The sequence below is a fragment of the Deltaproteobacteria bacterium genome, from assembly GCA_026388545.1.
GTDB lineage: Bacteria > Desulfobacterota > Syntrophia > Syntrophales > UBA2185 > JAPLJS01.
Map to the genome: position 1 here is coordinate 19,968 of JAPLJS010000071.1, position 25,160 is coordinate 45,127.

The 25,160-nt window shown below is 45.8% G+C and carries 27 protein-coding genes and 1 pseudogene; 15 read left to right on the forward strand and 13 right to left on the reverse strand.

The window, feature by feature from the left end; genetic code table 11:
* Window positions 1–95 precede the first annotated feature (95 nt).
* The 11 genes and pseudogenes from NTW12_08165 (at window position 96) to NTW12_08215 (ending at window position 10,027) form a co-directional block, all read left to right on the forward strand.
* Entirely contained in the window at window positions 96–458 is a 363-nt protein-coding gene (locus tag NTW12_08165) for a type II toxin-antitoxin system prevent-host-death family antitoxin (GenBank protein MCX5846316.1), read from the forward strand.
* A complete protein-coding gene (locus NTW12_08170) occupies window positions 455–709 on the forward strand; it encodes a Txe/YoeB family addiction module toxin (protein MCX5846317.1) in 255 nt (84 codons plus the stop codon). The genes NTW12_08165 and NTW12_08170 overlap by 4 nt, the downstream gene beginning before the upstream one ends.
* Window positions 710–1,288: 579 nt before the next feature.
* Window positions 1,289–1,720, forward strand: coding sequence for a hypothetical protein (locus NTW12_08175; GenBank protein MCX5846318.1), 432 nt, complete (start codon window positions 1,289–1,291; stop codon window positions 1,718–1,720).
* Between the two features lie 212 nt (window positions 1,721–1,932).
* Complete coding sequence (locus NTW12_08180; GenBank protein ID MCX5846319.1) at window positions 1,933–3,465, forward strand: tetratricopeptide repeat protein; 1,533 nt, start codon at window positions 1,933–1,935, stop codon at window positions 3,463–3,465.
* A 69-nt stretch (window positions 3,466–3,534) separates the two neighbouring features.
* A complete protein-coding gene (locus NTW12_08185) occupies window positions 3,535–3,834 on the forward strand; it encodes a hypothetical protein (GenBank protein ID MCX5846320.1) in 300 nt (99 codons plus the stop codon).
* 545 nt (window positions 3,835–4,379) lie between these two features.
* Entirely contained in the window at window positions 4,380–4,889 is a 510-nt protein-coding gene (locus tag NTW12_08190) for a hypothetical protein (protein ID MCX5846321.1), read from the forward strand.
* A complete protein-coding gene (locus NTW12_08195; GenBank protein ID MCX5846322.1) occupies window positions 4,889–5,683 on the forward strand; it encodes a DUF1566 domain-containing protein in 795 nt (264 codons plus the stop codon). The genes NTW12_08190 and NTW12_08195 overlap by 1 nt, the downstream gene beginning before the upstream one ends.
* A 101-nt stretch (window positions 5,684–5,784) precedes the next feature.
* Entirely contained in the window at window positions 5,785–6,324 is a 540-nt protein-coding gene (locus NTW12_08200) for a hypothetical protein (GenBank protein MCX5846323.1), read from the forward strand.
* Window positions 6,325–6,748: 424 nt separating this feature from the next.
* A complete protein-coding gene (locus NTW12_08205) occupies window positions 6,749–7,216 on the forward strand; it encodes a CHAP domain-containing protein (protein MCX5846324.1) in 468 nt (155 codons plus the stop codon).
* A gap of 212 nt (window positions 7,217–7,428) precedes the next feature.
* Window positions 7,429–8,211 (forward strand): annotated as a pseudogene (locus tag NTW12_08210) (excinuclease ABC subunit UvrA).
* A 103-nt stretch (window positions 8,212–8,314) separates the two neighbouring features.
* Window positions 8,315–10,027, forward strand: a complete 1,713-nt coding sequence (locus tag NTW12_08215) for a metallophosphoesterase (protein ID MCX5846325.1) — start codon at window positions 8,315–8,317, stop codon at window positions 10,025–10,027.
* Window positions 10,028–10,049: 22 nt separating this feature from the next.
* Here NTW12_08215 and NTW12_08220 read toward each other — a convergent pair whose 3' ends face one another.
* From NTW12_08220 to NTW12_08245, 6 genes are all read right to left on the reverse strand, one after another.
* Entirely contained in the window at window positions 10,050–11,354 is a 1,305-nt protein-coding gene (locus NTW12_08220; GenBank protein MCX5846326.1) for a phosphoglycerate kinase, read from the reverse strand.
* A gap of 102 nt (window positions 11,355–11,456) precedes the next feature.
* A complete protein-coding gene (locus NTW12_08225) occupies window positions 11,457–11,855 on the reverse strand; it encodes a secondary thiamine-phosphate synthase enzyme YjbQ (GenBank protein ID MCX5846327.1) in 399 nt (132 codons plus the stop codon).
* Complete coding sequence (locus tag NTW12_08230) at window positions 11,852–12,571, reverse strand: phosphoribosylanthranilate isomerase (GenBank protein ID MCX5846328.1); 720 nt, start codon at window positions 12,569–12,571, stop codon at window positions 11,852–11,854. Before NTW12_08230 ends, NTW12_08225 begins: the two co-directional genes overlap by 4 nt.
* A 22-nt stretch (window positions 12,572–12,593) precedes the next feature.
* Window positions 12,594–12,977 (reverse strand): cyclophilin-like fold protein, encoded by a 384-nt coding sequence (locus NTW12_08235; GenBank protein ID MCX5846329.1) that lies wholly within the window; start codon window positions 12,975–12,977, stop codon window positions 12,594–12,596.
* 22 nt (window positions 12,978–12,999) lie between these two features.
* The gene (locus tag NTW12_08240) at window positions 13,000–13,923 is read right to left on the reverse strand and encodes a hypothetical protein (protein MCX5846330.1); all 924 of its coding nucleotides are present in this window, start codon (window positions 13,921–13,923) and stop codon (window positions 13,000–13,002) included.
* Between the two features lie 43 nt (window positions 13,924–13,966).
* On the reverse strand, window positions 13,967–15,142 hold the full coding sequence (locus tag NTW12_08245) for an aldo/keto reductase (protein ID MCX5846331.1): 1,176 nt from the start codon (window positions 15,140–15,142) through the stop codon (window positions 13,967–13,969).
* A 455-nt stretch (window positions 15,143–15,597) separates the two neighbouring features.
* Between NTW12_08245 and NTW12_08250 the strand changes: the two genes are divergently transcribed.
* Window positions 15,598–16,314, forward strand: coding sequence for an HD domain-containing protein (locus NTW12_08250; protein ID MCX5846332.1), 717 nt, complete (start codon window positions 15,598–15,600; stop codon window positions 16,312–16,314).
* Window positions 16,315–16,386: 72 nt separating this feature from the next.
* Here NTW12_08250 and NTW12_08255 read toward each other — a convergent pair whose 3' ends face one another.
* The 7 genes from NTW12_08255 to NTW12_08285 all read right to left on the reverse strand — a co-directional run bounded on the left by NTW12_08255 (window position 16,387) and on the right by NTW12_08285 (window position 22,219).
* Complete coding sequence (locus NTW12_08255; protein ID MCX5846333.1) at window positions 16,387–17,280, reverse strand: YihY/virulence factor BrkB family protein; 894 nt, start codon at window positions 17,278–17,280, stop codon at window positions 16,387–16,389.
* Window positions 17,281–17,416: 136 nt separating this feature from the next.
* Window positions 17,417–18,028, reverse strand: coding sequence for an NAD(P)H:quinone oxidoreductase (wrbA, locus tag NTW12_08260; GenBank protein ID MCX5846334.1), 612 nt, complete (start codon window positions 18,026–18,028; stop codon window positions 17,417–17,419).
* A gap of 101 nt (window positions 18,029–18,129) precedes the next feature.
* Window positions 18,130–18,543, reverse strand: a complete 414-nt coding sequence (locus NTW12_08265; GenBank protein MCX5846335.1) for a hypothetical protein — start codon at window positions 18,541–18,543, stop codon at window positions 18,130–18,132.
* A gap of 11 nt (window positions 18,544–18,554) precedes the next feature.
* Window positions 18,555–18,959 carry a hypothetical protein gene (locus NTW12_08270; protein MCX5846336.1) on the reverse strand — a complete coding sequence of 135 codons (405 nt, stop codon included), beginning with the start codon at window positions 18,957–18,959 and terminating at the stop codon, window positions 18,555–18,557.
* Window positions 18,960–19,009: 50 nt separating this feature from the next.
* Window positions 19,010–19,849: an MBL fold metallo-hydrolase gene (locus NTW12_08275; GenBank protein MCX5846337.1), complete on the reverse strand. Its 840-nt coding sequence runs from the start codon at window positions 19,847–19,849 to the stop codon at window positions 19,010–19,012.
* Between the two features lie 89 nt (window positions 19,850–19,938).
* Window positions 19,939–21,297 carry an MBL fold metallo-hydrolase gene (locus tag NTW12_08280; GenBank protein MCX5846338.1) on the reverse strand — a complete coding sequence of 453 codons (1,359 nt, stop codon included), beginning with the start codon at window positions 21,295–21,297 and terminating at the stop codon, window positions 19,939–19,941.
* Window positions 21,298–21,346: 49 nt separating this feature from the next.
* Window positions 21,347–22,219 carry a sulfurtransferase gene (locus NTW12_08285; GenBank protein ID MCX5846339.1) on the reverse strand — a complete coding sequence of 291 codons (873 nt, stop codon included), beginning with the start codon at window positions 22,217–22,219 and terminating at the stop codon, window positions 21,347–21,349.
* A gap of 329 nt (window positions 22,220–22,548) precedes the next feature.
* On the opposite strand from NTW12_08285, the gene NTW12_08290 reads away from it, so the two are divergent.
* Genes NTW12_08290 through NTW12_08300 form a run of 3 tightly spaced genes read left to right on the forward strand, consistent with a single transcriptional unit; the run spans window position 22,549 to window position 25,158 of the window.
* Window positions 22,549–22,746 (forward strand): cation transporter, encoded by a 198-nt coding sequence (locus NTW12_08290; GenBank protein ID MCX5846340.1) that lies wholly within the window; start codon window positions 22,549–22,551, stop codon window positions 22,744–22,746.
* Window positions 22,733–24,973 (forward strand): heavy metal translocating P-type ATPase, encoded by a 2,241-nt coding sequence (locus NTW12_08295; protein ID MCX5846341.1) that lies wholly within the window; start codon window positions 22,733–22,735, stop codon window positions 24,971–24,973. The genes NTW12_08290 and NTW12_08295 overlap by 14 nt, the downstream gene beginning before the upstream one ends.
* Window positions 24,961–25,158 carry a hypothetical protein gene (locus NTW12_08300; GenBank protein MCX5846342.1) on the forward strand — a complete coding sequence of 66 codons (198 nt, stop codon included), beginning with the start codon at window positions 24,961–24,963 and terminating at the stop codon, window positions 25,156–25,158. The genes NTW12_08295 and NTW12_08300 overlap by 13 nt, the downstream gene beginning before the upstream one ends.
* The last annotated feature ends 2 nt before the right edge of the window (window positions 25,159–25,160 follow it).

Sequence of the window (25,160 nt, forward strand, 5' to 3'; positions counted from 1 at the left end):
CGCCATCTCGCCCGTTAAATCCATAAATAATCAGTGGCTTTCCCCTATATAGTCTAATTATTATGTCCCCCGATTTCTTCTAAGAGACAGAGAAGATGTACGCCACTATATCGAGATCACTGCGGAGAAGAACAGAGCACAGCGATTTGCCAAAAAAAGATGGCTTGACCGAAAGACCGGATAGATGTTATAAAGGCATCATGAAAGCAATAACATACAACAACGCCAAGAAAAACCTGCGAGCCCTTATCAGGGAGGTATGTAAAAACGCCGAGCCGACCATTATCGTAAATAACGAAAGCGATGAGCAAGCCGTGCTCATTTCCCTGGAAGACTATCAGAATATGGAGGAGACCGCGTATCTCTTGCGTTCACCTGCCAACCGTGCCCATCTGGAAAAATCATTGAGGAATATTCAGGAAGGAAAGCTGGTCGCCTTTCCCGTTGAGGATCTATGACCATTCAGTTTACGGACGAGGCCTGGAGGGATTTTGAGTGGTTCCTGGATTACGATAAACAAATTGTAAAACGTATCCGCATGTTATTAAAAGATATGCTGAGGAATCCTGAAGAAGGAATAGGCAAACCCGAAAAACTGAGATTTGATCTGTCAGGATGCTGGTCCCGACGAATTAACGACGAGCATCGCCTAGTCTACAAGATAGAAAAAGACACTATCATCGTCATCGGTTGCCGATATCACTATTAGTCAATCAATCCCACAAATGTAGAATATGGGGCAGCCGCATGCTCGGGCGATAAATACCTGCTCGTCCGCTCTCACGGGCCTTCAAAAAAAAGGCGGTTGAAGAAAAACTCCAACCTCCGGGATAAATCATCATTGACTTTTAATCGGTGTTATGTCCCCCGATTTCAATGTCCCCCGATTTCACCGAATTCGATATTCGGTAACATCGAATTATGAGTCAACGATCCTTTTTATTCACCTCCTTGGGTAACCATTAAATGTGAGGCAATTCGGATGCAAAATATCCCTTGACAAGCAAAATCGGCACCCTTATACTTCAACCCCCCGAAAGCAATATCTTATCCAATGTTGAAGAAAGGATTTGCAGACTCCTTCAACTTCTACAACGAAAAAAGGTGGCATCAAAATTTTGAAAGGAAAACTCCAGACATGGTTTACTACGAAGCGCTACCGCGGAAACAGGCTGCTGCATGATCAGAAGGCCAGAGCAGTTTACCCTTTAACAATCCCTATTCCCTTAACAATCCCTATTCCCTGTCTAAACAAATCCGACCACTCATAAATACATAGGAGGATATTATGGAAGAAGTTTACAAAGATAGAAAAGTTAGATTATTCAAGTATGTTGTTATGTTGTTTAGTTTTATTGTTCTTTTTACTGGTAGTGCATTTGCTGATGACAACAAAATATTAGGTTTTAAAGTAGTTTCGCAAACATCTAACGAACTTGTTATTGAGGTTACATACAACTATTCAGGTGATCATGGTGATAACGTCTTTATAAAAGTAGTACCGGCAATTGACAGAAAATCCTCTAGATTTTTTGGTTATAAGCCAAACAGAATATCAGCGGGAATAAATACTCTAACGACAAAAATTAAGCCCAACCCCAAATCTAAAGTACCTGATGGTTATACTACTAATCAGCTTGGTATTTCTATGTATGTCGGAGGACAGGGGACTTTCTTAGCACCATCCTATTACGATTTTGAGAAGAATTGGAGTGAATAAGAACAGTGGTAAATGCATCTATGATTAACTCTAAGCATAACGAAAAAATCTGGAACATTAAGAGTCGCGTTTTATTTATGGACAATATCATAAATCAAAGCGCGGCAGTTGTTTTTCCATAGATTGATATGCCGAACAATTGGAGGTAGCGGACTTGGCCGCTCCCTCTGCCATGAACCGTTGCTGAAACAAATTAAAAGGAGACCACCATTATGAGAATCGGATACAGGTCTTTCGTCAATTGTATGTTTTTGTTTTTTTTGTTTATCAGCACAGCAAATGCAAGTATGGTTACCTTTGTCAAGGAATACACCTACCAAGCGAGCGAAATTGATAGCAAGGTAAGCTGCCGGGCCAACGCAATGGAACAAGTAAAGCGGTTATTACTTGAAGAGCTTGGCACTTACCTGGAGAGTAAAACAGAAGTCAAGAATTTTCAGTTGACGCAAGACCAGATTACAGTTTTAACCGCAGGCATTGTCAGTGCCGAGATAGTTAGAGAAAAGTGGGATGGAGATAGCTATTTCCTTAAAGCAAAGATTACCGCTGACCCAAATGAAGTTGCTTTATCAGTAGATAAATTGCGAAAAGACAATGACAAGGTAAATGACTTAAATGAAACACGAAAGTTAGCAAATAAATATGCAGAAGAAATTAAATTGCTAAAAAAGGAACTGGAATCTGTACATAGTATCAAAACAGATCAACGTACTGAATCTACTAAAATAAAAGATTATAACAAGGCGATTGATGGATTAACTGCTAGTGATTTATATGCCAAAGGATATAGTCTATACACTGCAAAAAAATACAACGGAGCTATAGCAAAATTTGGCGAAGCAATACGACTAAAACCTGATTATGATCAAGCATATAGAGATCGTGGTTTAATGTATTCTTTGGTTAATAACCACCGGCAGGCAATTGAAAATTATAACAAGGCTATTGAGATAAACCCAGCAGATGCTAGCTCATACAATATGCGCGGAAGATCATATCGTTCTTTGGGTGACAACCATAAAGCAATTGAAGATTTCGACAAGGCTATTAAGCTGAAGCCTAATTTTGGTGCTGCATACTATAACCGCGGGCTTACATATGATAAAATTGGCAATGAACAAAAGGCCATTGAAGACATGAAAAGAAGTGCAGCATTAGGCTCTGGTCCACCAATACAATATCTTAAAAAGCGTGGTATCACGAATTGGCAGTCAGCGGCAGATCAATCGACTGAAACAACTAAGAATAGTATTCCCAATAATGATGCATTAACTGCCAGTGATTATTATAATAATGGGAAAAGTCTCTTTTCTGCTAAAAAATATGCCGAAGCTATAGTCCAATTCAGTGAAGCAATACGAAAAAAACCGGATTATGATCAAGCATATAGAGACCGTGGTTTAATGTATTCTCTGGTACACAATTACCAAAAGGCAATTGAGGATTACAATAAGGCTATTGAGATAAACCCAGCAGATGTTCTCTCATATAATAGTCGCGGAATATCATATCGCACTTTGGGTGACAGCATTTTAGCAATCGAAAATTTCGACAGAGCTATTGAGTTAAAACCTAATTTTGGTGCTGCATACTTCAATCGAGCGCTCGCATATGAACAGTTGAGTAAAAAGCAAGATAAATTGCGTAATGAGCAACAGGCAATTGAAGATATGAAAAGTTCCGCCAAATTAGGGTTTGGTACAGCAAAATACTATCTTAAAAAAGCAGGTATTGATTGGCAGTAGATTTATGGCAGCAAAAAATGCAAAGGTTAACAGTTGAGGGCGGTTTGATTTTCGCAAAGGAGATAAGTCATGGCCGCCCCTGCCGCTGTTTATCGACCACGAAACCCACAGTCTTCCGATTATTACCGCTGTGTAGAGGACTATTTGGAAACCTTTGCCCATATCTATGACGAGCATTTCTCACGGGAGTACGGGTTCTGGCGACCCTATGTCGAGCAGGTGATCTATCGCTATCTCGATTGCGGCGATCTCCACAATGACTTTGCCCGCGTGATGTGTAAAGATTGCGGCCAGGAATATCTCTTGGCATTAGGTGAAATACAGATTCACTCCTCCCATTTTACCCCAGCGTCCCAAGGTATTTTATAACATTAATTGATCCATAAGAACACAAGGTGTGTTTCAGCATTTTCATGATGGGTGGTTTTAAAAATCGAACATTGAGCCTTTTATTGAAAGCTTCCTGTACTACACAACCATCCATCCTCGGCAAGTATGCAGGACTTCGAATAAGTGTCAATCCGAAGTTGTTCAACGGAAGAATATGAAAATATTCAACGTATTGAAAACAATTTTGGATTGACGCATGAAGAACGGAGCCGCTGCGGCAGGGACAAAATATAGCTATGGGGTTTCAACCGGGGTATGCCCCATAAAAATCCTGTGATTTCAGAATAATAAAACATACGCTATTATAAACCATTATTTGTCACTAATGCAAGGCTCCAAATCTACCGCGCAGCGGTTTAGTTCTTCAATTCGTAATAAACACAATTCACGCCCAAACATCGACAACACACCTAACAATCTGTGGCCAAAATTCAATTGACTTGCAAGATCTTTCTTCATATACTCCCAACGCGAAAAAGCAATGCCTTATCAATCAATATTAGAAGGGGTCTGGTTTTTTTGAGATGATCGCGCACACCATTAAATCTCTAATGAACATTAAAAAGATTCAAGTTTTTATTGGTTTGGCGGCATTGTTTTTTGGAGTTGCAGTTTACATAATCCGTTCTCCTGGCCGCGTTTATTTTGTTCCGAAATATTTCTCTTATCTCCGGTTACCCGACGATATCGTAAACGTCGTTAGAATTGTCGGAGGCAATCTCCCTGATTTTATCCATCCATTCGCATTCATATTGATAACAGCGGGATTGATATCTTTAGATAATAGAAAAACCCAGTTCTTTATTTGCCTGGGTTGGTTTCTTTTAGAAAGTTTTTTTGAATTGGGGCAACATTTCAAGGAAGCTTATCTGCTATTCATCCCATCTTGGTTTGACAATATACCTATTTTGGATCATACAAAAAACTATTTTTTAAACGGCACATTTGATGTATTGGATATGCTTTCGTTTTTTGCGGGTACTGTTGCCGCATTTTGTGTACTATGGATTACTTCCAAAAGGAGGATGGAATAATGAGGATCAACAAAGGTCTACTGATTTATGTTCGGATGCTGATTGTGGGACTTGTAGGTTTATTTGGAGTATTGACTATTATAGCGAGCGTGGAGAATCCACCGAAAAAGGATTATGTATGGGTCAAACCAAACGGAACAGGTCAAGATTATAACAGAGATAACTATGCCTGCATGCAAGAATCTCAGCAAAGAGTTTCTGAGTATTCTCGTGAAGGTCGTAGCGCCGCTTCGTCGAGTACGGTACAAACCAACGAGACCTTGTATAATGCATGTATGAACGCTCGTGGCTGGTCGTTACAGGAGTATAAGTCAGAGGAGGACAAGGCGGCAGAAAAGGCGGCGGCAAAGAAGGCAATGGAAGCAGCAAAGAAGGCAAAGAAGCAAGCACGTGAAATCAGAAGGGACGGCAGTTTTATCGCCTATGACAACGGGACGGTTTTGGACACGAGCACGAACCTGATGTGGGCAGCAAAGGATAACGGTATAGACATTGACTGGGGTGATGCCAAGGGCTATTGCGAAAATTATCGCGGAGGTGGCTATATAGACTGGCGGATGCCGACGCAGGCTGAGCTCGCGACATTGAATGATGCGAATCAATCCCGACCGACACCATGCAATCCTAAATATAGCATACATATTGCGACAAAGTTGATTGATATTACCTGTTTCAGAGTATATGCATCTAAACAACTCCCCATCGGTGCTGAGAACTTCAATTTTTACGCAAGCAAAGGGGAGGGGAATTTCGTAGCCTCCACACACCGAGCACTCCCAGTGCGTGACGAATAGGTTGTTTTGTTATTGGGTTTTTTGATCATTTTCTTTTGGGTGCTGGGCGGAGCCTTGGTCGCGGGGGAAAATATGGACCTGATCTTTACCAGACATAACTAATGGCCCAGTATGAGAATCTTCCCATCTACCGGAAGGTAATTTCTGAACTAAAAAGGGGCATGATTTATTTTTTATACGGCACCGTTGATGTATTGGATATGCTCTCAGTTTTTGCTGGTACTGTTGCCGTATTTTGTGTACTATTGACCTTCAAAAAGGAGGATGGAATAATGAGGATCAACAAAGGTCTACTGATTTATGTTCGCCTGATGATTGTGGGACTTGTAGTTTTATTTGGTGTGTTGACTATTATAGCGAGTGTGCCGAAACCGAAACCGACACCGACGCTAAGATGGTACAAGCCAGGCTTTACCCCTGAAGGTTTTGCAAAAGATAGATATGCCTGTCTAAAAGAATCTCAGCAAAGAGTTTCTGAGTATTCTCGTGAGGGTCGTAGCAGCGCTTCATCGAGTGCAGTAATAACAAACGATAACTTGTTTAATGCATGCATGAATGCTCGTGGCTGGATATTACAGGATGAGACGATAACGATACAGGAACAGAAGAAACAGAAGAAGGCAAAGAGCGATGACTCCTGATTCGGTTGTAAAAGAATCGGATATCCTCAAAGATGCTTTGCCGGGCCTCTGCACTGGTCTGGCCCGGTGAGCCCTAGCGGTGAACGCTGTTTCCCGTAATCCTTAACTTATAGGTGGATGCCCCCATACACCCTTTGGTCGTAACGTATCGATAATTGGAGACGTTCAGGAAAGAGGGCTGTCTGAATTACGGCCGAATCGGCCTTTATGACGGGTGAAAAAACCAAAAGGTAAGCAGATTTCTCATAAGGTCGGATCTCGCAATACATCCCTGGTGCGGTCATCAGTGCCGCACCCCACATTTTGTGGCCAAGATTTCCTTGACATACCAGACCGCGTTTATTATACCCATGAACAATAAACAAGCAATGCCTTATCAAAAAGGAAATTAACCTCTAAATCAAATGAGAAAGGTGTCTACGCAATGAAAAGATTCTTAACGATTTTTTTAGGGCTTTGTATATGTTTTATGATGATCCAACCATCTTTTGGAAAAAACAATAAGAAAAATAATGCTAAAAAAGAACCGCAGGTAACTACTAAGAGACTTGGTTCAGATCCAAATGGTGGCAATTGTGCAGGATATGCACAGAGCCAAATTAAAAATTTAGGGCATGGACTTACAAGTAAAAAAGATAAAGAAGACAGAAGAAATTCATATCGACCCAAGAAAAATACCGCTGCTATCATTAATGAGGGGCCATATGGACATGTTGCTGTTGTTGAGAAGGTTGATAATAAAGGGAAAAATAAAAGTATTACTATTCGGGAAACTAACTATGGTTATAACGGCGTAACGGAAAGGAAAGTAACTGGAAGAAATATGAAGGAAATTGAGAAAAAAATTAACATAGTTGGATATATCGATCCAAACAAAAAAAATAAGAAATAATAATCGGGGGGGAAAAGGGTCAAATCTTTTCTATTGACAATTCAGATTAATGACATTGCGATCCCGCACCATTTCTGACATTCCGGCGGTTGGAGATTTTTCTTCAATCGCTGTTTTTTTGTTTTTTTGTGGGGAGGCGATGAGTGGACTGATAATACGAACTGAATAAAGGCGGGATGGGAAAGATACGGCGGATTGTAGACATGGGAGGCATCGAAAGGGTCATCATGATGAATCAACAGCCTATAGGACGCACCCCTCGTTCAAATCCGGTAACGTACACCGGCGTCTTTTCCCATATTCGGGATCTCTTCACCGGCCTTCCCGAATCGAGGATCAGGGGCTATAAGCCAGGACGTTTCAGTTTTAATGTCAAGGGGGGTCGATGCGAGGCCTGTGAGGGGAATGGTTTAATCAAAATAGAAATGCACTTTCTGCCCGATGTCTACGTGACGTGTGACGTCTGTCGCGGGAAGAGATTTAATCTGGATACGCTTGAAATCAAATACAAGGATAAAAACATAGCGGGTGTCCTCGATATGTCTGTTCACCAGGCATTGTCTTTCTTCGATAATATTCCCGCCATACGATCCAAACTTCAGCTTCTGTTCGATGTCGGTCTGGGGTATATCAGGTTAGGGCAGTCGGCAACAACCCTGTCCGGAGGCGAGGCCCAGCGGATAAAATTATCAAGAGAACTGGGAAAGCGAAGCAACAGCAACACCCTCTATATCCTTGATGAGCCTACCATAGGCCTCCACTCGGCGGATATTCAGAAATTGCTGGATGTTCTCTTGAGATTGGTCGATATGGGCAACACCGTAGTGGTTATAGAACACAACATGGATGTCATTAAATGCGCCGACCACATCATTGACCTCGGCCCTGAAGGAGGTCCCGGCGGAGGCCGGATCGTTGCATCCGGCACCCCTGAAGAGGTTGCTCGCGCAGAAGAATCCATTACGGGCCAATTCCTTCAAAAAATACTGCATTAACACCTCTCTGTCGGAAATCAAAAAAACCACAGAACTCTATCGTAATATATGATATATACATGGGGCAGGTTACGGACATTATACAGTATGGGTGTACGAAGATATGAAAATCATTTATCTGGCTGATATCCATGGAGACTTTGATAAACTGAATGATCTCCTGAACGAAACATTTGCCGATGTGTATATTATCTCCGGTGATCTGATCGATATCCCTTTCTACAGTATGAATACCTCCATACGCTACCACGAACTGCAATCATATTTCCATGGGTTAAGACGAAAGATGTCAAGGGAAGATATGCTTATTGAGGATTTTGTCGATGATCTTTTAGAAAAGCCCGATATTCCCGACGATATACAGGAATCAGGAACCCAATACCAGGAGTACACGATCAGAGCCCGCAGGGTTATGCAGCAAAAATATAAGGTATTAGGAAGCATTATCTCCATGAAACAGAGATCGCGGGTTTTCTGCCTTCCGGGAAATTATGATATGGATCTTAAATATACGGCTTTGCATGAGCATGACCTGCACTTGCATTGGTATCAACTGGAGGATTTGAGGATTTGCGGTTATGGCGGAGCGGCCATATGGACGCCTGGGATCCCTGAAAGGTATGTCGTTCATTCCCAGGAAAAAATGAAGTACCATGACAGGGACAATGAGATGTACCACTTTTTCAAGGCGATAAATCCGCACATTATTGTAACCCATCAGCCTGCATACGGAATCCATGATCAATTGACTTCAGGTGGATCGATCGGATCTACGGCGCTGCGCAGTTACTGTGAAGACAATTCGGTGATGATGTGCCTGACGGGCCATATCCATCAACATTGGGGCGCTCAGCTTGATGAGAATACCCTGTACCTTAACCCATCGAATTTCGGAGAGGTGACCTTAACATCCGGGAATGTCGCGGAGGGCGGATTTTATTATTCTATTAACGTAGAGGCTGAGCAGGTACGGGGGATTATATTCAAGAAATTCTATAACGGGAGGATTTATGACGTTGCCGACTATCATATCAATAATGGCAAATTAATCAGAGAGATAATAGACCCGGATAGATACAACGCCCTAGAGGCGGGGAAGAACTATGATGAAAAGGATATTAAGGATTCTCACATACCTGAAGTCACATTGTATAATGATATAAAGCAGTTTTACAGGAAATTCCAGACCCAGGAAACGGAGGAACGGCTTAACGCTTTAGAGGATATCACGTATCTGATCGAAGATAAACTGAAAGCCGATATTGCAATGGACGTTATGGGCTCTGTTAATTTCGGCATATCGCAGTCAGATTCGGATATAGATGTCGTCCTTTATCTGCGGTGTGATAATAAATACATGCAATGTAACGGAAAATGTGTCGGCGGCAGTGAGGTGTGCGACTATCTGAAAAACGCAGAGGAGATGATCGCGGAAATCCTTAAGGATAAATTTGACTACCATCTTCTTGATTACGTTGATCTTAACCGTGTTGAAGAAAGTATACGGGAAAAGAATTATGAGAGTGCAATTCTGCAGCGTTTTGTGTTTTACAGATCACTATGCCGTCCCATAAACTACCGGGTAATCGCCCCGACAGAAGACATGCTCAACAAGGATATGATGCTCCGTAAGGAGATTGAGGGGAGTCTCCAAGTATATTTTAAGATATTTGTTACCACCTCTCGGCATATAAGATCGTTCATGAAATACGAGTCCCGTCTATCGGATTTAGGAATAAAACTGCCCACCTGGCTAAGGGAAAAAGTAAAGCTTTATCTGGGTGAATCGAAAGGGGAATATGTTAGTTCGCCGTGAGATGGATTTAATTCTGTAATCCTTACGGAGCTTTTCCGCCGTTGTCAACGAGTGCTTTCACCGCCTCGAGGCCGTATGGCGAACCCTCCTCAATGGCCTTTAACACCGTACCGCCGCCTGTGAAGAAATAGTATTTCGAATTATCCAGCGTCGATAAATAAAGGCCGGGGCACAGATTTTTAAACTCCTGAAGCGTATCCCCGCCTCCGTAGAGTTTATGTGCTGCCACATTCTGATCGATTTTGCTATCGAGGGCCGCAGAGCCTTCGTTAAAATACGGCGTATATCCCATAACAGCATTAACAAAAATGGTTTTTGCTGAGTTCAGCGTATCTGATACCTCCGGATCTTCGAACGATTCTTTTGCAATATCAAGGATATAAGGAAGTTTCGCACCTTTTTTGAACTCCTTTATCGACCTGATCCTGTATTTCCCCTCAACCTTTCCTTCCATGGTATCCGATTCATACACATACGGAAGTTCCAGTATTTTGTGCTGTTTCTTGTCCATCTCGACGAGATTCCCGGCAGCTTCGATATCCTCCTGTTCAATACCGCTGATCGATATATTATACTTCGCACAAAGATAGGTATTATAAATGATGCCGCCGAGGATCAATTTGTCAACTTTCTTATAGATTTCGTTGAGGGGACCGATCTTTGTATTATATTTTGAACCTGCCACGACGGAGATGAACGGCCTTTCGGGCTGCAGAACCTGCGAAAGATTCTGTATCTCCTTTTGCATGAGATATCCCGCAAACGATGGGAGATACTTCGTTATATGATAGGTGGAGACGTGCGGCTGCCAGGAGCCGAAGGCATCGTTCACGAAGACATCGGCCAGGCCTGCCAGTTGGCGTGCGAAGTCGTCGCTGTACTCCGTTTTTGACTCTTCTCCCTGGAACCATCTCGTATTCGGAAGGTATATGGCGCCGATCCTTTTTTCTCTCAGATTTTTTACGGCAAGATTTATCGAGGTGTCGATGCTTTTTATTCCTTCATCACCTTCCGGCCTGAACGTTGGGCAGTATATCTTTGTATGAAGTTTGCGCTCCAGATATTCGGCAATTGGTTCCACCGATGTTGATTTATCTACTTTAATTTTGCCTGCTTTGTCCCGCGGCCTTCCGATATGCGTCATGATGATCGGTCTGCCGCCCCTTTCGACAATATTGAAGATGGTTCCAATGGTCTGATCTATTCTGAACGGGTCTTCGATGGCTCCTTTTTTAACAACATTATGGTCAACACGCAACAGGACAATTTTATCTTCTACATCGGCATTCTGTAAGAGTGGAAGTTTGGGATCAAGTTGTTGTTCCATGGCATTCCCCTTTCCCCTGACAATTTGCATCGATAGTAAGGATTTTTTCTGAAAATTACAAGATAAATTAATTCGTGAATAAGGAGAACGGAATTATTTTTCTCATTCGAGCGGGGTCAGCCTGACAATTACCTTTCTCGTCCGCGGGCCGTCAAATTCACAGAAAAAAATTGACTGCCAGGTACCGAGGACCAGTTCGCCGTCTTCTATAAACACCGTTTCCGATACACCCATCATGGACGCTTTGATGTGCGCTGCTGAATTCCCCTCACTGTGCCGGTAGTGATCATTGAGCGGAACAATTTTATCAAGCTCCATCAGGATGTCCCGCGGCACATCCGGATCGGCGTTCTCATTGATGGTAACGGCTGCCGTGGTGTGGGGAACGAAAACGTGACAGATGCCGTTTTTGATCCTTTTTTCTCTCAACATGGCTCTGATGCGGTCGGTGATGTCGATCATCTCGGCCCTGGCATTGGTACGAACGGTAAACTGTTTCATGGTTTCACTCTCCCCTTAAAACCCTGTAAAAAGAGTTCATCGTTGCAGAGATCAGAAAAAGCCGATAGTGCTTCCATGACAAATGCCCGAACACGCTCAGTATTTTTCCTGCCGTCGGGGCCCTCTACACCCGTATGCGCATCCACACCGGCGGGACGCACATGCGCTATGGCTCTACGGACATTCTCCGGATGAAGACCGCCGGCCAGCATGACCGGCCTGGGAGAGATATCGACAAGTCTGCGGCTGATATCCCAATTATGGGTTTTGCCGGTCGCCCCGCATGCGCCGGTCATCGGATCGTATGTATCTGTAATAAATGCATCAACGTGAGGACTGTATGTGGAAATGGAAGATTCCAGCTCCGAAAGGTTATGATCTCTCACGATGAGACTTTTAATAACCATGAGCTCGGGGGCAAGCACCTTCAGTCTGAAAAGCTCTGTAACAGATATATCGCCATGCAACTGTACCTTGCCGGTTCCAATTCTTTTGCAGAAATCCAGGATCTTTTCCGCCTCATTCAAATAGGTAATCAATACGGCGGATCCGCGCGGATTCAGCGGGCGGATGATTTCAGACGCATCCTCTTCGGTGATGTCCTCTTTATGAACGGCAAGTCCGAACGGGAACCCGATCTGATGGACGCCTGCGTCAACAAGCATATCAGCTTCTTCCTGATCGATAATACCGGCTATCTGGATGATTCCTTGCATCGGTGATACCCAACGACGATTATTATTTATCCCCTACTTTTTCAATCCTGATGGCAGCGGCAGGCTTTGCCTTCTTCAAAAGGGTCGCATCATCTGTCACTTTCCCTACAAGATTGACTGCACTTGCGGGAACGGGGTCGGAACCGGCGCTCATCGGCGTGGGGCCGAAGAATATGGCCATTGCCTTTCCCGGCGGCCAATATCCGATGTCACCAACTTTTACCATTGTCGTTGCCGTTTCATCGAGGGACACAGTTACCGGTATCTCAAAATAAAATTCATCTCCCCATTCGTCAGGGCTTGCCTCAATGGGAAGCCTTTCAACAATGGCTTTCGCACATGCTGTATCAAACAGTTCGGCCCTCACTATCACATTATCCACCGTTATCCTGATCTGCGTTGGCATGATATAAAATCCCCTCCCTGCATTAGCCGCCGCCAAGGCGTCCCCGCATCTGTTCGACAAGTTGCTTCGCCGCGGAAGGCACTTTCACTCTCACAGCACCGATAATATAACGGCCTGACTGCTCCACGAACACACCCCTGTACAGGGGATCGACAGCCTCTATAGAGATCCGATCCGGGGCTTCGGTCACGTGAACGCCCTTTCCTGATGAATTCAGGTAAGATCGGTAGTGATCCAATGTCTTTCTCGCAGCATCCTGAGAATTCTCAGGCACCACGAAGACCTGCACCTGTTCACCTTCTAAAATTGCATCGGCTATAATGCCCCTGCGGAAAAATGCATATCCCAGGAGGCTTTGAGCGATATACCGTTCAGTCTTCGGTACAACACCCGGTATCCTGAGAATCTCAAGCTCTCCGGGACGGCCTGCATTGAGCGGAAGGTTCTGTGAAACAGCCCGGCCACACGCAAGAAATATGTCTTGTTCAATGCTCGTTGTTCCCGCGGCTTGAAGCCTCACAAAATACCTGTCCTGATAGAACATCAACTGAGACGAAGAGACAAATCCCTCGGCGCCGATCGTAACCCCTCCCGCATCGGCCCTCCGGTAGTTGGAGTAAATCCCGAAGGCATCAAGCAGAGAGGCCATCCTGTAGACATCTACCTCGACCGCCAACCGTTGATCTCTCTTGTTTATATAGGTGGCCGTGGCGAGTTGCTCAAACCCGTAGGGGAAATAGAGTTCCGCTTCGCCATTTATATGATCGAACAGGGTATCCTTGGTGTAGAGGGTTGCCTTGCCGTCCACGACCCAGTCTTCCGCAAACCCGCGTGCGGGCAGAACGCTTGTGATGGAACTGTCAGCAGCAAAGACCGGCCCGGGCACAGACAATGTGAGCACTAAAACGCATGTGATGATTGCAGAGATCACACCAAATCGATCCATTGACACCATCCCTGTCCGGCACAAATTACCGTGTATTATTTCCCTATGCCAGAAGCTTCCTGGCCCGCTCCATCTTCACCGGAATATCGAGTCCGTGGACACAGCTTGCCACACAGTCCGTGCAATTGAGGCAAGCAGAAGCGGATACGCGCGAAGGAATCTCATAGTACGTGGACCGGGCAAGTTCAGCGCTCCTGTAAGCCTCTGCGTACATAAGGCAACGGTTGATCGTACTGATCTCTACACCCCTTGGACACGTTTTCTCACACATTCCGCAGAGGTGGCAGTAGTAAGGCCGTACAGCGGCGCCATAGCGTTTCAGGATAAGCCCGTCGAGATACCCGAAACGCATCCCCATTACAGCGATGTCTTCCCTGAGTTCCGCCATGTCTCTCATGCCGGGAATTGCGGCGGTGATATGCTTATTCTGAAGCGCCCATTTGAGGGCGGCCTGGTGGGGGCTGATCGGACCCAACGCGCCGGTTGTATAACCTCCGGCCTGTGTTTTCATTGCAATTATCCCGATGTTTGCCTGGGCGGCCCTTGCTATCGCCTCCGTTACATCCTTGCCGCTCTTGAAGTTGTACGCTACGAGGGCCGTGTGGAAGAACCTGTCGCGATCTTCCACAAGTGCATGGAGCACCTCTGCCTGATTTGTATGCGTGGTCACCCCGAAGAAACGCACCTTTCCCTGCTCTTTCAGCCTGACGAGGGCCTCTCGCGTCTCCGGAATGAATGCCCGATCCTTGCCGGTGAGATTATGGAGCTGGATGACATCTATATAGTCGGTTTCAAGCGCCCTGAGGCTTGTCTCAACATCCTTGATAATGGCCTCTTTCGACTTCGAGGCAGGTTGTGTCTTCGTCGCCACATATATCTTGTCACGCTTGCCCTTCAAGGCCTTTGCGACGATTTCCTCGTTTTTGCCTCCCATGTATCGCCGCGCGGTATCGACATAGTTGACGCCGTGATCAAAGGCGACCCTCATCACCTCTGCCTCAGGTGTAAGCATCGCCCCGAAACTTACAACCGTAATCTTCATTCCTGTTCGTCCTAGGGTTCGATAGACAGGTGTGGGAAAGACGAAGTCCCCCGATGATGCATAGTTCATGGCTTCGGCAAGGTTTTCCCACCCGAGCAGAGCCGATGTGGTCCCGAGCAGGCCAACTCTCAAGAAATCTCTCCTGTTCAATCCTGCGCATCCCTTTCCTTTGTGCATGACACCCTCATTGCGATTCAACTAATCTTGGCCGTTACCATCAAGGAAACAAAACAATTCGTTCGAATTATACATGAAAACCGGAGTTTCCTCCATACCATATTTTATGTCAAAACTCTGAGATTTCTATGCACCGGTGCGGAAAGGTTACATGTTGAAAACCTTTTCCAAACCTGACTCCCCACTTCTGATGCCAAGAAAGGCAATACTATTCTTGTGATTTGCGTCACTGAACGAATTGTTCATATATGATCATATGCATTGAAGCTCCCCGCAGCCCGCCTCGGGGAATCTTCGATCCTTAATGTGAAAGGCATCAATTGTAATTATTTTATCTTTGTGGTTTAAAACGCTGTAACAATGGTATAATATAATGGTATGGATATGATAGAAGGTCGCTTATTTTCCGGAAACGAAATCAATAACTTCCTTATTAATGAATGGAGGTTTCGCAAATGAACGACGAAGACAAAACGAAACAAGAACTTATTAGCAAGCTGAATGAAATGCATCTTCACCTCGACGAAATGAAAAAATCAGAAGATGAAACCGGACATGCCCAATCTACAATACAAATCTCAGAAACCCGATACCGGCGGCTCTTTGAAACTGCTCAGGCCATGGCCTTCACTCTTGAAAAAAATGATGCTTACAAGGCGGGACACCATCTGAGGGTGACTAATCTTGCCTTTGCCATTGGGACAGAAATGAATCTTACGAGTGATCAGCTCGATGGCATCCGCATAGCAAGCATGATTCATGATATCGGCAAGATATTCGTCCCTGTAGAGCTTCTCAGCAAGACGACGAGATTAACAGATTCAGAATTCCAGGTAATGAAAACACATGTCCTGTCCGGGTATGACATTCTGAAGGATATTGACTTTCCCTGGCAAATTGCCAGGATGGTTCTTGAACATCATGAGAGGATGAATGGTTCGGGATACCCGAATGGGTTAACGGGAGACAATCTTCTCGTGGAATCACGGATCCTGTCTGTCGCCGATGTGGTGGATGCCATTGCTTCCCACCGACCCTACAGGCCGGCCTGGGGAATTAATGTAGCAATGTATGATATTAAAGGAACCAGGGGCATACTCTATGACCCTGAAGTAGTGGATGTCTGTTTACGGCTCTTTAATGAGAAAGGTTATAAGATGTCAGATGATTAACAATAACCGATTGGAAATGTTCTATAAGTAAGGCAAAAAAAGTCAAAAAACGTAACTTACACATAATAAGAATCATGTCTCAAAGTCTGATAGGCCCCCCTTGGTTAATTCATCAGCCTTACGCTCAAATTCTGCTATAACCTGAGCACCCAACAGAAGGATTAACGCTGCAGCCTCTATACTGAGAAGGAACACTACAACTGTGGCGAAAGAACCATAAATTAAATTTACAAAGGATATGGACGAGTAATACCAGACAAGTATGCGACGGGTGATCTCCCATAAAATCGTTGCGGTAATCCCTCCGATCAGAGCATGATGAAAGGTAATACGCCCCACAGGCATAACCAGATAGAGTGACGTGAGCATAAGCACCTCACCAATCATCCCCAGTATATACAGCACAACTCCGGGGGTGTTTTCAAGGCTCAAACTCCATCCAAAAATTATCAATTGCCTGTCTGCCAGTATCTCTAATGTCCCTGCAATAAACGATACCAGGAATATACCCAGAGCGATCAAAAAGATATACACATACGGAATGATGGCGGAAACGAGAAAGTGGCGACGGAGAATTCTGACACGCCGAAAAAAGATCACCGACATGGCGTTTTCAAGCACCGTGAAGGCTATGGAACTAAAAAACAACATGACCAGAAATCCAATAATACCAATCACCTTGCGGTGCTCAAGAAATACTCGCGCCTGATCAGTCAAAGTTGCAGCATAGCCGGGTATCATCATTTCCAGATACCTCGATAATGTATGAACCAACTGACCTTCGTCTATAAAATGCGACAGCACAATTAAGATGAGGATTGACATGGGTACGATTGATAACAGGGTGTAATAGGCGACAGCACCAGACAACAGAATGCCCTGATTGCGCTTAAAGCCGCGTAATATCCTCACCAGGAAGTCGATGAGCCTACCAACTTCCCTAATTATATTATGCAGTTTGTTCACAATGGGATATGAAATTTATACAAATAATTATTTTTACTTTCACAAACATTTCCATGAACAATCTGCATCTTTTAATGAGTGCGTTTGCAGGAAAAGACGCGGTATCTCCTTATACAATGCGTGACGCCGGCACCTGTTATTTTACAAGCCTGGCTGTAATCGTGGCAACATGGCGGCCCTGGAACCGGGCTGCGGCCAGCTCGTTTTCACTCGGCATGCGCGCGCCTGTACTTCCTGCAATCGTAGAAGCCCCGTAGGGAGACCCACCACTCACTTCATCCGTCCGCGTCTGACCCTGAAACGAATACGGCAACCCCACCAGGATCATCCCTTGATGGAGCAGGGTAACATGGAAACTGAGAATAGTCGATTCCTGCCCCCCGTGCTGCGTGCCGGTACTTGTAAATACACTCCCAACCTTACCGACAAGGGCGCCTTTTGCCCAGAGCCCCCCTGTCGCATCGAGAAACTGACGCATCTGCCCACACATATTTCCAAAGCGTGTCGGCGTTCCGAAGATAATAGCATCGGCAGCGGCAAGCTCATCCATAGTACATAGGGGTATGTCAGCAAAACCTTTCTGATCTTCCAGAGCCCCCATTTTTTTGAGGACTTCTTCCGGAAGTGTTTCCGGAACACGGCGCATCAGGACTTCCGCACCGGCAACCTCACGTGCCCCTTCCGCAACGGCCTCGGCCATGCGATGGATATGGCCGTACATGGAATAATAAACGATCAGTATCTTCATCTTGTAATCTCTCCTTCACCTCATAATTTGAGAATTTACCGCCCAAGGTGCTCAAAAACATTTGCAGCAAGGCTTGGGGGAAATTAAAATTTGTTTATGCCTCACACAATTCCGACGAGCCGCAACCCAGAGATAATCGTGATAACTGCGAACAGGAGAACGAATCGGCCGGACCATCGATGCATAACCCTGATTTCCACTGAATAACCTTGAACTTTAAATTGCAGGATACCCAGCAAGGGCGTTATAAAAGCAACCACACCGGTTACGGCGCCAATATACGTATGTGTTCCACCGAAGTGCTCTCCACCGGAAAAAGTAATCATGGAGATGACTGCAGCAAAACCAAAAAGAACACTCACGGCGCCCAGAATACCTGCGGCTTTGTGAAATCTGAGCCACCACCTCTTGCGCCTCAGAAACATGGCTACCGTTGCACCCGACATCATTGAAAAGAATCCTGCAAGCATGAAACCTGCATGAAAATACAGGAGAGAACCAATAAGGTCCGCCATAATCAACGTGCCTATTTACCAACAGTCAATTTTACTGCTTTTGAACCGTATATATTGCATGTTGCGGTCACTTCTAGGACGTCATTTTGGACTGCCTGCACCTTATAAGAGTAGACAAATTTTGTCTTATCCGGTTGACTCTTGTAATCATTAACACCGATAGACGTACCATTCTTTGTGATTTCCACTTTTTTGATGTAATGCCAAGTGGGTGAAGCTGATTCATGCACTATAGTCACCTCCAACGTTTGCGAGGCACTATTGTATACAAGTGTTACGTCCTTTGGAGGATTTGCATAAGCCGTTATCGGGCTAACTGTTAGCAGGGGAAGAAGAGCAAAAAGAGCAAATAAAATTATACCGGCCTTAGAACTCTTCCCTACCCTTATTGTACTGGATTTTGCTTCATCCTTCATTTTCCATACCTCCATAAATATGATTCACTCTCAAATCAACAGACACTTATCTACAATTTAATTTCCATCCCCTGATGAAGGGCAAAACATTCCAACTCGGCATGATTATTCGCGACGACTTCACGGCAATCTTCAACTATCTCGTCCACGCCTTTATCATACCTTTCCTGGTTGTGATGAAACAACCCGAATTTTTTCACTCTGGCTTCGAGGGCTAACTGCAAGGCATCTTTATAAACAGAATGTCCCCAGGACCTCGTCTTTTTATATTCCTGCTCCGTATACTCGGCGTCATGTACCAAAAGGTCGGCGCCGTCGGAAAAATCGCGATAATGCTGAAAATCAGCACCGCCCGGATGTTTAAACCTCAACTCATTATCCGTAAGGAAAACAAAACTCTTGCCGTCTTCAACAAATCTATACCCAACGCCCTGATTGGGATGACTTAACGGGATTGGAGTAATTGTCATCGATTTTATCGTAAAAACACTCTGGCACGCTTCATGGTAATCAATCTCGGCCCGTATTTTTTCAAAATTGACCGGAAAATTGGGAGGCGCCATAATTTTAGAGATCATGTGTTTTACCGACACCTGCGCAAACGGGCATCCGTACATGGAGATACGTGTTTTCTTTGAATAGATGGGGTTGAAAAAAGGAAACCCCATGATATGGTCCCAATGGGCATGGGTAAAAATCATTGTACATTGAAAGCGTTTTTCGGAAATAAGCCTGTGACCGAGTCTCCTGATGCCTGATCCGGCATCAATGACGATGATTTCATCATCTTTTGTTCTTATTTCCAGACAGGTTGTATCACCTCCATACTTTACGTATTCCTCCCCGGAAACCGGTATTGAACCCCGTGCGCCCCAGCATCTGATGATCATTGATTATGTCCCTTCGGTTCCTTTATTTGTTTATGCTTCCCTGAAATATCTGATCTATATACGATAAATATAGAAAAGGTGTCAACAGCTCAATTTCTCCTGATGGGACAACTGACCGATCTCCAGCCTGCCAGTCCGCCCAGTACGACAACCAGATATTGCCATCCTTCACGTTTCAAAAGGCTTGCAGCTATCATTGAACGGAGACCGCTGCCGCAAAAGATAAATACAGTGCGATCCCTGGGGACTTCATTCACACGACCCATAAGCTCGGTCAGATGGATATGATAAGCGCCCGTCACCACGCCTGCATATTCAAGCTCTGTATCGCTCCTTACATCTAAAATCCATGGCGGTGCTCCCTGATCAAGGAGAGAGCAGAACGACTGCACGGCAACCGTTTTAATCGATGAGGTTTCCCGGCCGGCCATATGCCACGCGAGCATCCCTCCGGAAAGAAAACCGGAAATATTACTATATCCCAGACGAAACAGATATCGGGTAACTTGATCCGGGTTGTTGGATTCATTGACCAGAAGTATCGGCTTATCGCAGGGAAGAAACCATCCGGCAAAACTTGGCAATCCGGCAGACCATATGGAGAGAGCTTTCGGCACATATGAGGCGCCGAAAGCAAGCTCCGTCCTTGTATCGAGAACGATTGCATCCTGAACAACGCTTGTAAATTCATGTATTGTAAGAGGCACAGGAAGAATCTCACAGAGGGAAGCTCCCTCAAGGTTGAGTTTTTCCATCTGCCGGAAATAGGGGGGGTATCCCAGTTTTTTTGCCGTGAGTGAAATAAATTCATCCCGATCGGCAACCTGTAATTTAGGATTATCTCGGCGCTCCAGGCCGATGGTTGTCCACATCCTCTCACCGATGTCACCGGCGCAAACAGAACCGGGACCATGGGCAGGGCAAACAATAACTCCGTCACCCAAAGGAAGAAGCTTATCGAATAGGGTATCGTATAAGTGGCCTGCCATCTCGGGCGCACGATCCATACCCATTAAATCGACGCGCCCAACGTCACCCGCAAAAAGGGCATCACCCGTGAAGACCATCCAGGGCATACCGTCGGGATCGTAGAGAAGATAGCTCATGCTCCCCGGCGTGTGGCCCGGCGAATGCATGGATTCCAGTTTGAGCCTCCCGATTTTCCATGTCTGGCCGTCTTTAACCGCACTGCCGTACCGGTAATCCCACTGGCTGTCGGCATGCCAGATGTCGGCGCCGGTTCGCACAGCCAGCGCCGCCGATCCTAAAACAAAATCTTCATGACGGTGGGTTTCCAGGATATGATGTATATGGAAACCTTCCAGGTGGGCTTCCTCCACATAAATGCCGCAGTCAAGCCTCGGGTCGATTACCGCGGCCTCCCTGCCGTCACCGATGATATATGAATACTGCGCGATACCTTCGGATTCGATCCGCTTGAAGAGCATCGTTCACATCTCCGTTCAATTTACGCTATCCCGATGCACCCACAACCGCCTACCGGGGGTTTTTACCCGTCACGGTTGGGTTTTCCGGGTACGCTGTCCATTCGGTGAATGAACCTTCGTATATCTTAACATTCGGATAGTTGAGGTACCACTTGAAGAAGATAAATTCATTCGTCGCCTCACGGCCCGTACCGCACGTGCAGATTATGGTTTTATCCGGTCTCACTTCGTTTGCATTCAGGATAGCCATTATTTCTTCGTCAGGCTTGAGAAGACGCTTGTTTTTATCATCCATCAGAGATGCCCAGGGTACATTGACAGCTCCGGGGATGTGGCCGGGTTTGATCCAGAACGCCTGCCCCTCATACGCCGCGGCCGGACGCGCATCCAGGACCATAACACCATCACGGTCCTTCATGGCCTTGAAGTCTTTATAATCAACATAGAAATCGGATTGAACGCGGACGGTGAAGTCGGACGATTCCGTTTTGGGAAACTGTTTCGTTAAGGGCTTCCCCTCTCCCTTCCACTTGTCAAGACCGCCGTCAAGGACATAAATGGAATCATGGCCGAAACGCGCCAGGCTGTATCCCATCATCGTCTGCTCCAGACCATCCCCCCACCCCTTGGCGGCGCCTGTTCCTGTATACACCACAACTGGGAGCTTCGGTTTCAGTCCTGCATAACGGAGAACCGGCTGAACTGTCTCCGGGGGAACATACCTGGCAGGCACCCCATCAATGGTGGTCCGCAATAATCCCTCACTGATATAAATGGCCCCGGAAATATGCTCCTCAATGTAGTCATGAATATTCGGCTGGACGTCGAGTATCATCATTTCCTGCTTATTCAGATTTTCATACAGCCAGTCCGTGGAAACCCACCGGACTGTTCCTGTACCATAAGGATAATGCTTTATCATGGTAGACCTCCTCCCACAAATAAACAATTGTGGCGGGTTATAATATCGATACGCTTTGCCGAGTTCCCTTAAAAAAAGTATTCAATAGGAAGTGCTCTTAAGATGTAAGTATAAGTATTGTTAAAATAACCAGTTACAAACGTCTTGTCAAGAAATTAATCCGTTTGGCCATTCTGCTGTATGATATTTTGAACAACAGCATAAAGATTATTTATTGAAGTGGCATTCAAGGTATGGTAAAAAAATCATTGAATTTAGATTGCTTACACTATTGCCTGAATTATGATGTCCATAGAGAGACATCAAATCCATAAAGGGGGGAAGATGTTATGACAACAATAAAAATCAAGGGCATGTCCTGTAATCACTGTGTAATGGCGGTCACCAAGGTCTTGAGGGATATCGACGGAATCAGAAACGTCAAAGTAGATCTTAAAAACGGTGAGGCAGCGTTCGATGAGGTGGATCCGGTTGATATGGAAACCATCAAAGAACGTATCCGGAAGGCGGGGTATGAAGTCGCCTGAAAAGACCTCAATCTCTGTCGGAGGCATGACCTGTGCGGCCTGTGTACGCCGTGTGGAGTCGGCTCTAAAGTCAGTTGACGGCGTGACCGACGTGGCGGTTAATCTTGCTACGGCCAGGGCAACAATCACACACGAGACAAAATGGGGAGGCATTGAAGCCCTGGAGAAGATAATCTCCAATCAGGGTTACGAATATTTGGGCGTCCCGGACGACACCCGTGAAGATCCTGTCACTGCATCGAGGGAAAAGGAAGTTAAAGAACTCACAATCAAATTTATCGTCGGTGCGGTTCTCAGCGTTATTATTTTCATGGGCTCCATGCAGCACTGGTTTCCCTTTCTCATGGCCGTTCCGAGACAGGCCATGCTGATTTTCCTGTTTTTCCTCACGACTCCCGTCGTGTTCTGGGTGGGAAGCAGGTTTTACATCGGCGCCATAAAGGCGGCAAGACTTAAAACCACGGATATGAATACACTTGTGGCGGTAGGGGCGCTTGCAGCCTACCTCTACTCTGTCCTTGCTACTTTTTATCCCCGGTTTTTCGCAAGCGCCGATATAGCTCCTCATGTCTACTATGACGGCGCCGCTATGATCATCACCTTGATCCTTCTGGGCCGTCTTCTGGAAGCAAAGGCCAAAGGAAAGACCTCCGCAGCCATCAAACGGCTGATGGGGCTCAGGCCAAAAACAGCCAGAGTAATCCGGGATGAGTCAGAGGTGGATATTCCCATCGAAGAAGTCATAAAAGGGGACCTCATCCTGGTCCGGCCGGGAGAAAAGATCCCAACCGACGGGCTGGTTATTTCGGGAACCTCTGCCGTCGACGAGTCCATGCTTACCGGCGAGAGTATGCCTGTCGTCAAAGAAGCGGGACAGCAGGTATTCGCTGCCACCATGAATAAACGCGGAAGCTTTGTATTTCAAGCAACCAAGGTAGGAGCTGAAACAGCCCTCGCCCAGATTATCCGTCTCGTCGAGGAGGCTCAGGAATCAAAGGCCCCTATCCAGAGGCTGGCGGACAAAGTTGCATCCATCTTTGTACCGGTTGTATTTGTAATCGGTATGGCCACCTTTGTTGTCTGGTATTTCTTCGTCCCCGATCCTGTCTTCAGCCGGGCCCTGTTAAATTTTGTATCCGTCCTGGTTATCGCCTGTCCCTGTGCCCTGGGCCTGGCAACACCAACGGCGGTTATGGTGGGAACCGGCCTGGGCGCTGAACACGGTATTTTGATCAAAGGGGGAGAAAGTCTGGAGAAGGCCTACAAACTCACGACCGTAGTTTTCGACAAGACCGGCACACTGACCAGAGGAGAACTTGAGGTTACTGACGTACTGGCCGGACCCGGCGAAGAGCAGAGCAGGGTTTTACAAATTGCCATGGCCCTCGAAGCCCTTTCAGAACATCCCATCGCGGCGGCCATAGTTGACCGAGGTCATCGTGAACAATTGCGGTCCGTCCATATCGATCAATTTGAGGCCATCTCAGGTCTCGGCGCCAGGGCTGTCATGAATGGTCATCAATGCCTCCTGGGAAACCTCAAACTTATGGAAAAAGAAGGTATACAGGTTAACGGACTTGCCGATGACGCAAAAAGACTCGCCGATGAGGGAAAGACGTGTGTATTTATTGCCGAAGGAAGTAAGGCCATCGGAATTATCGGCCTTTCCGATGTTCCCAGGGAATCGGCAAAAGAAACTATTACCACACTGAAGGACATGGGGCTTAAGGTCGCCATGATCACAGGAGACAATATCAGCACGGCCAGGGCTGTTGGCATCGCTCTCGGCATAGAGCAAATCATGGCTGAGGTCCTGCCGGCAGATAAGGCAACCGAAATCAATCGCCTGCGGGAACAGGGTGAGGTTGTTGCAATGGTGGGAGACGGCATTAATGATGCGCCGGCACTGACAGCGGCAGATATCGGGATTGCCATCGGGGCCGGAACGGACGTGGCTATGGAAGCAAGCGACATTACCCTTATAAAGGACGATCTCAAGTCGGTGCCCATGGCAATCAGGCTCTCTTTCGAGACCATGAAGGTAATCAGACAAAATCTCTTCTGGGCGTTTTTCTATAACATACTGGGAATTCCCGTTGCAGCAGGTGTTTTGTATCCATTCTTCGGAATTCTTCTCAATCCGGAGTTTGCCGCAGCCGCCATGGCATTGAGTTCCGTATCTGTGGTCAGCAATTCGCTGCGCCTGAAGAGGGTATGGAAGGCATAAGCTTTCTTATGGCCGGGACACTATCCGTAACCCTGTTTGAAAACAGCGATATAAGCTTTAAGGTTGATGAACTCGTAAAAAGTCAAAAACCATGTCACTCCCGCGGAGGCGGGAGTCCAGACACTGCCCTCGCGCAAGCGGAGAACCACGAAATCATTACTGGATTCCCGCTTTCGCGGGAATGACA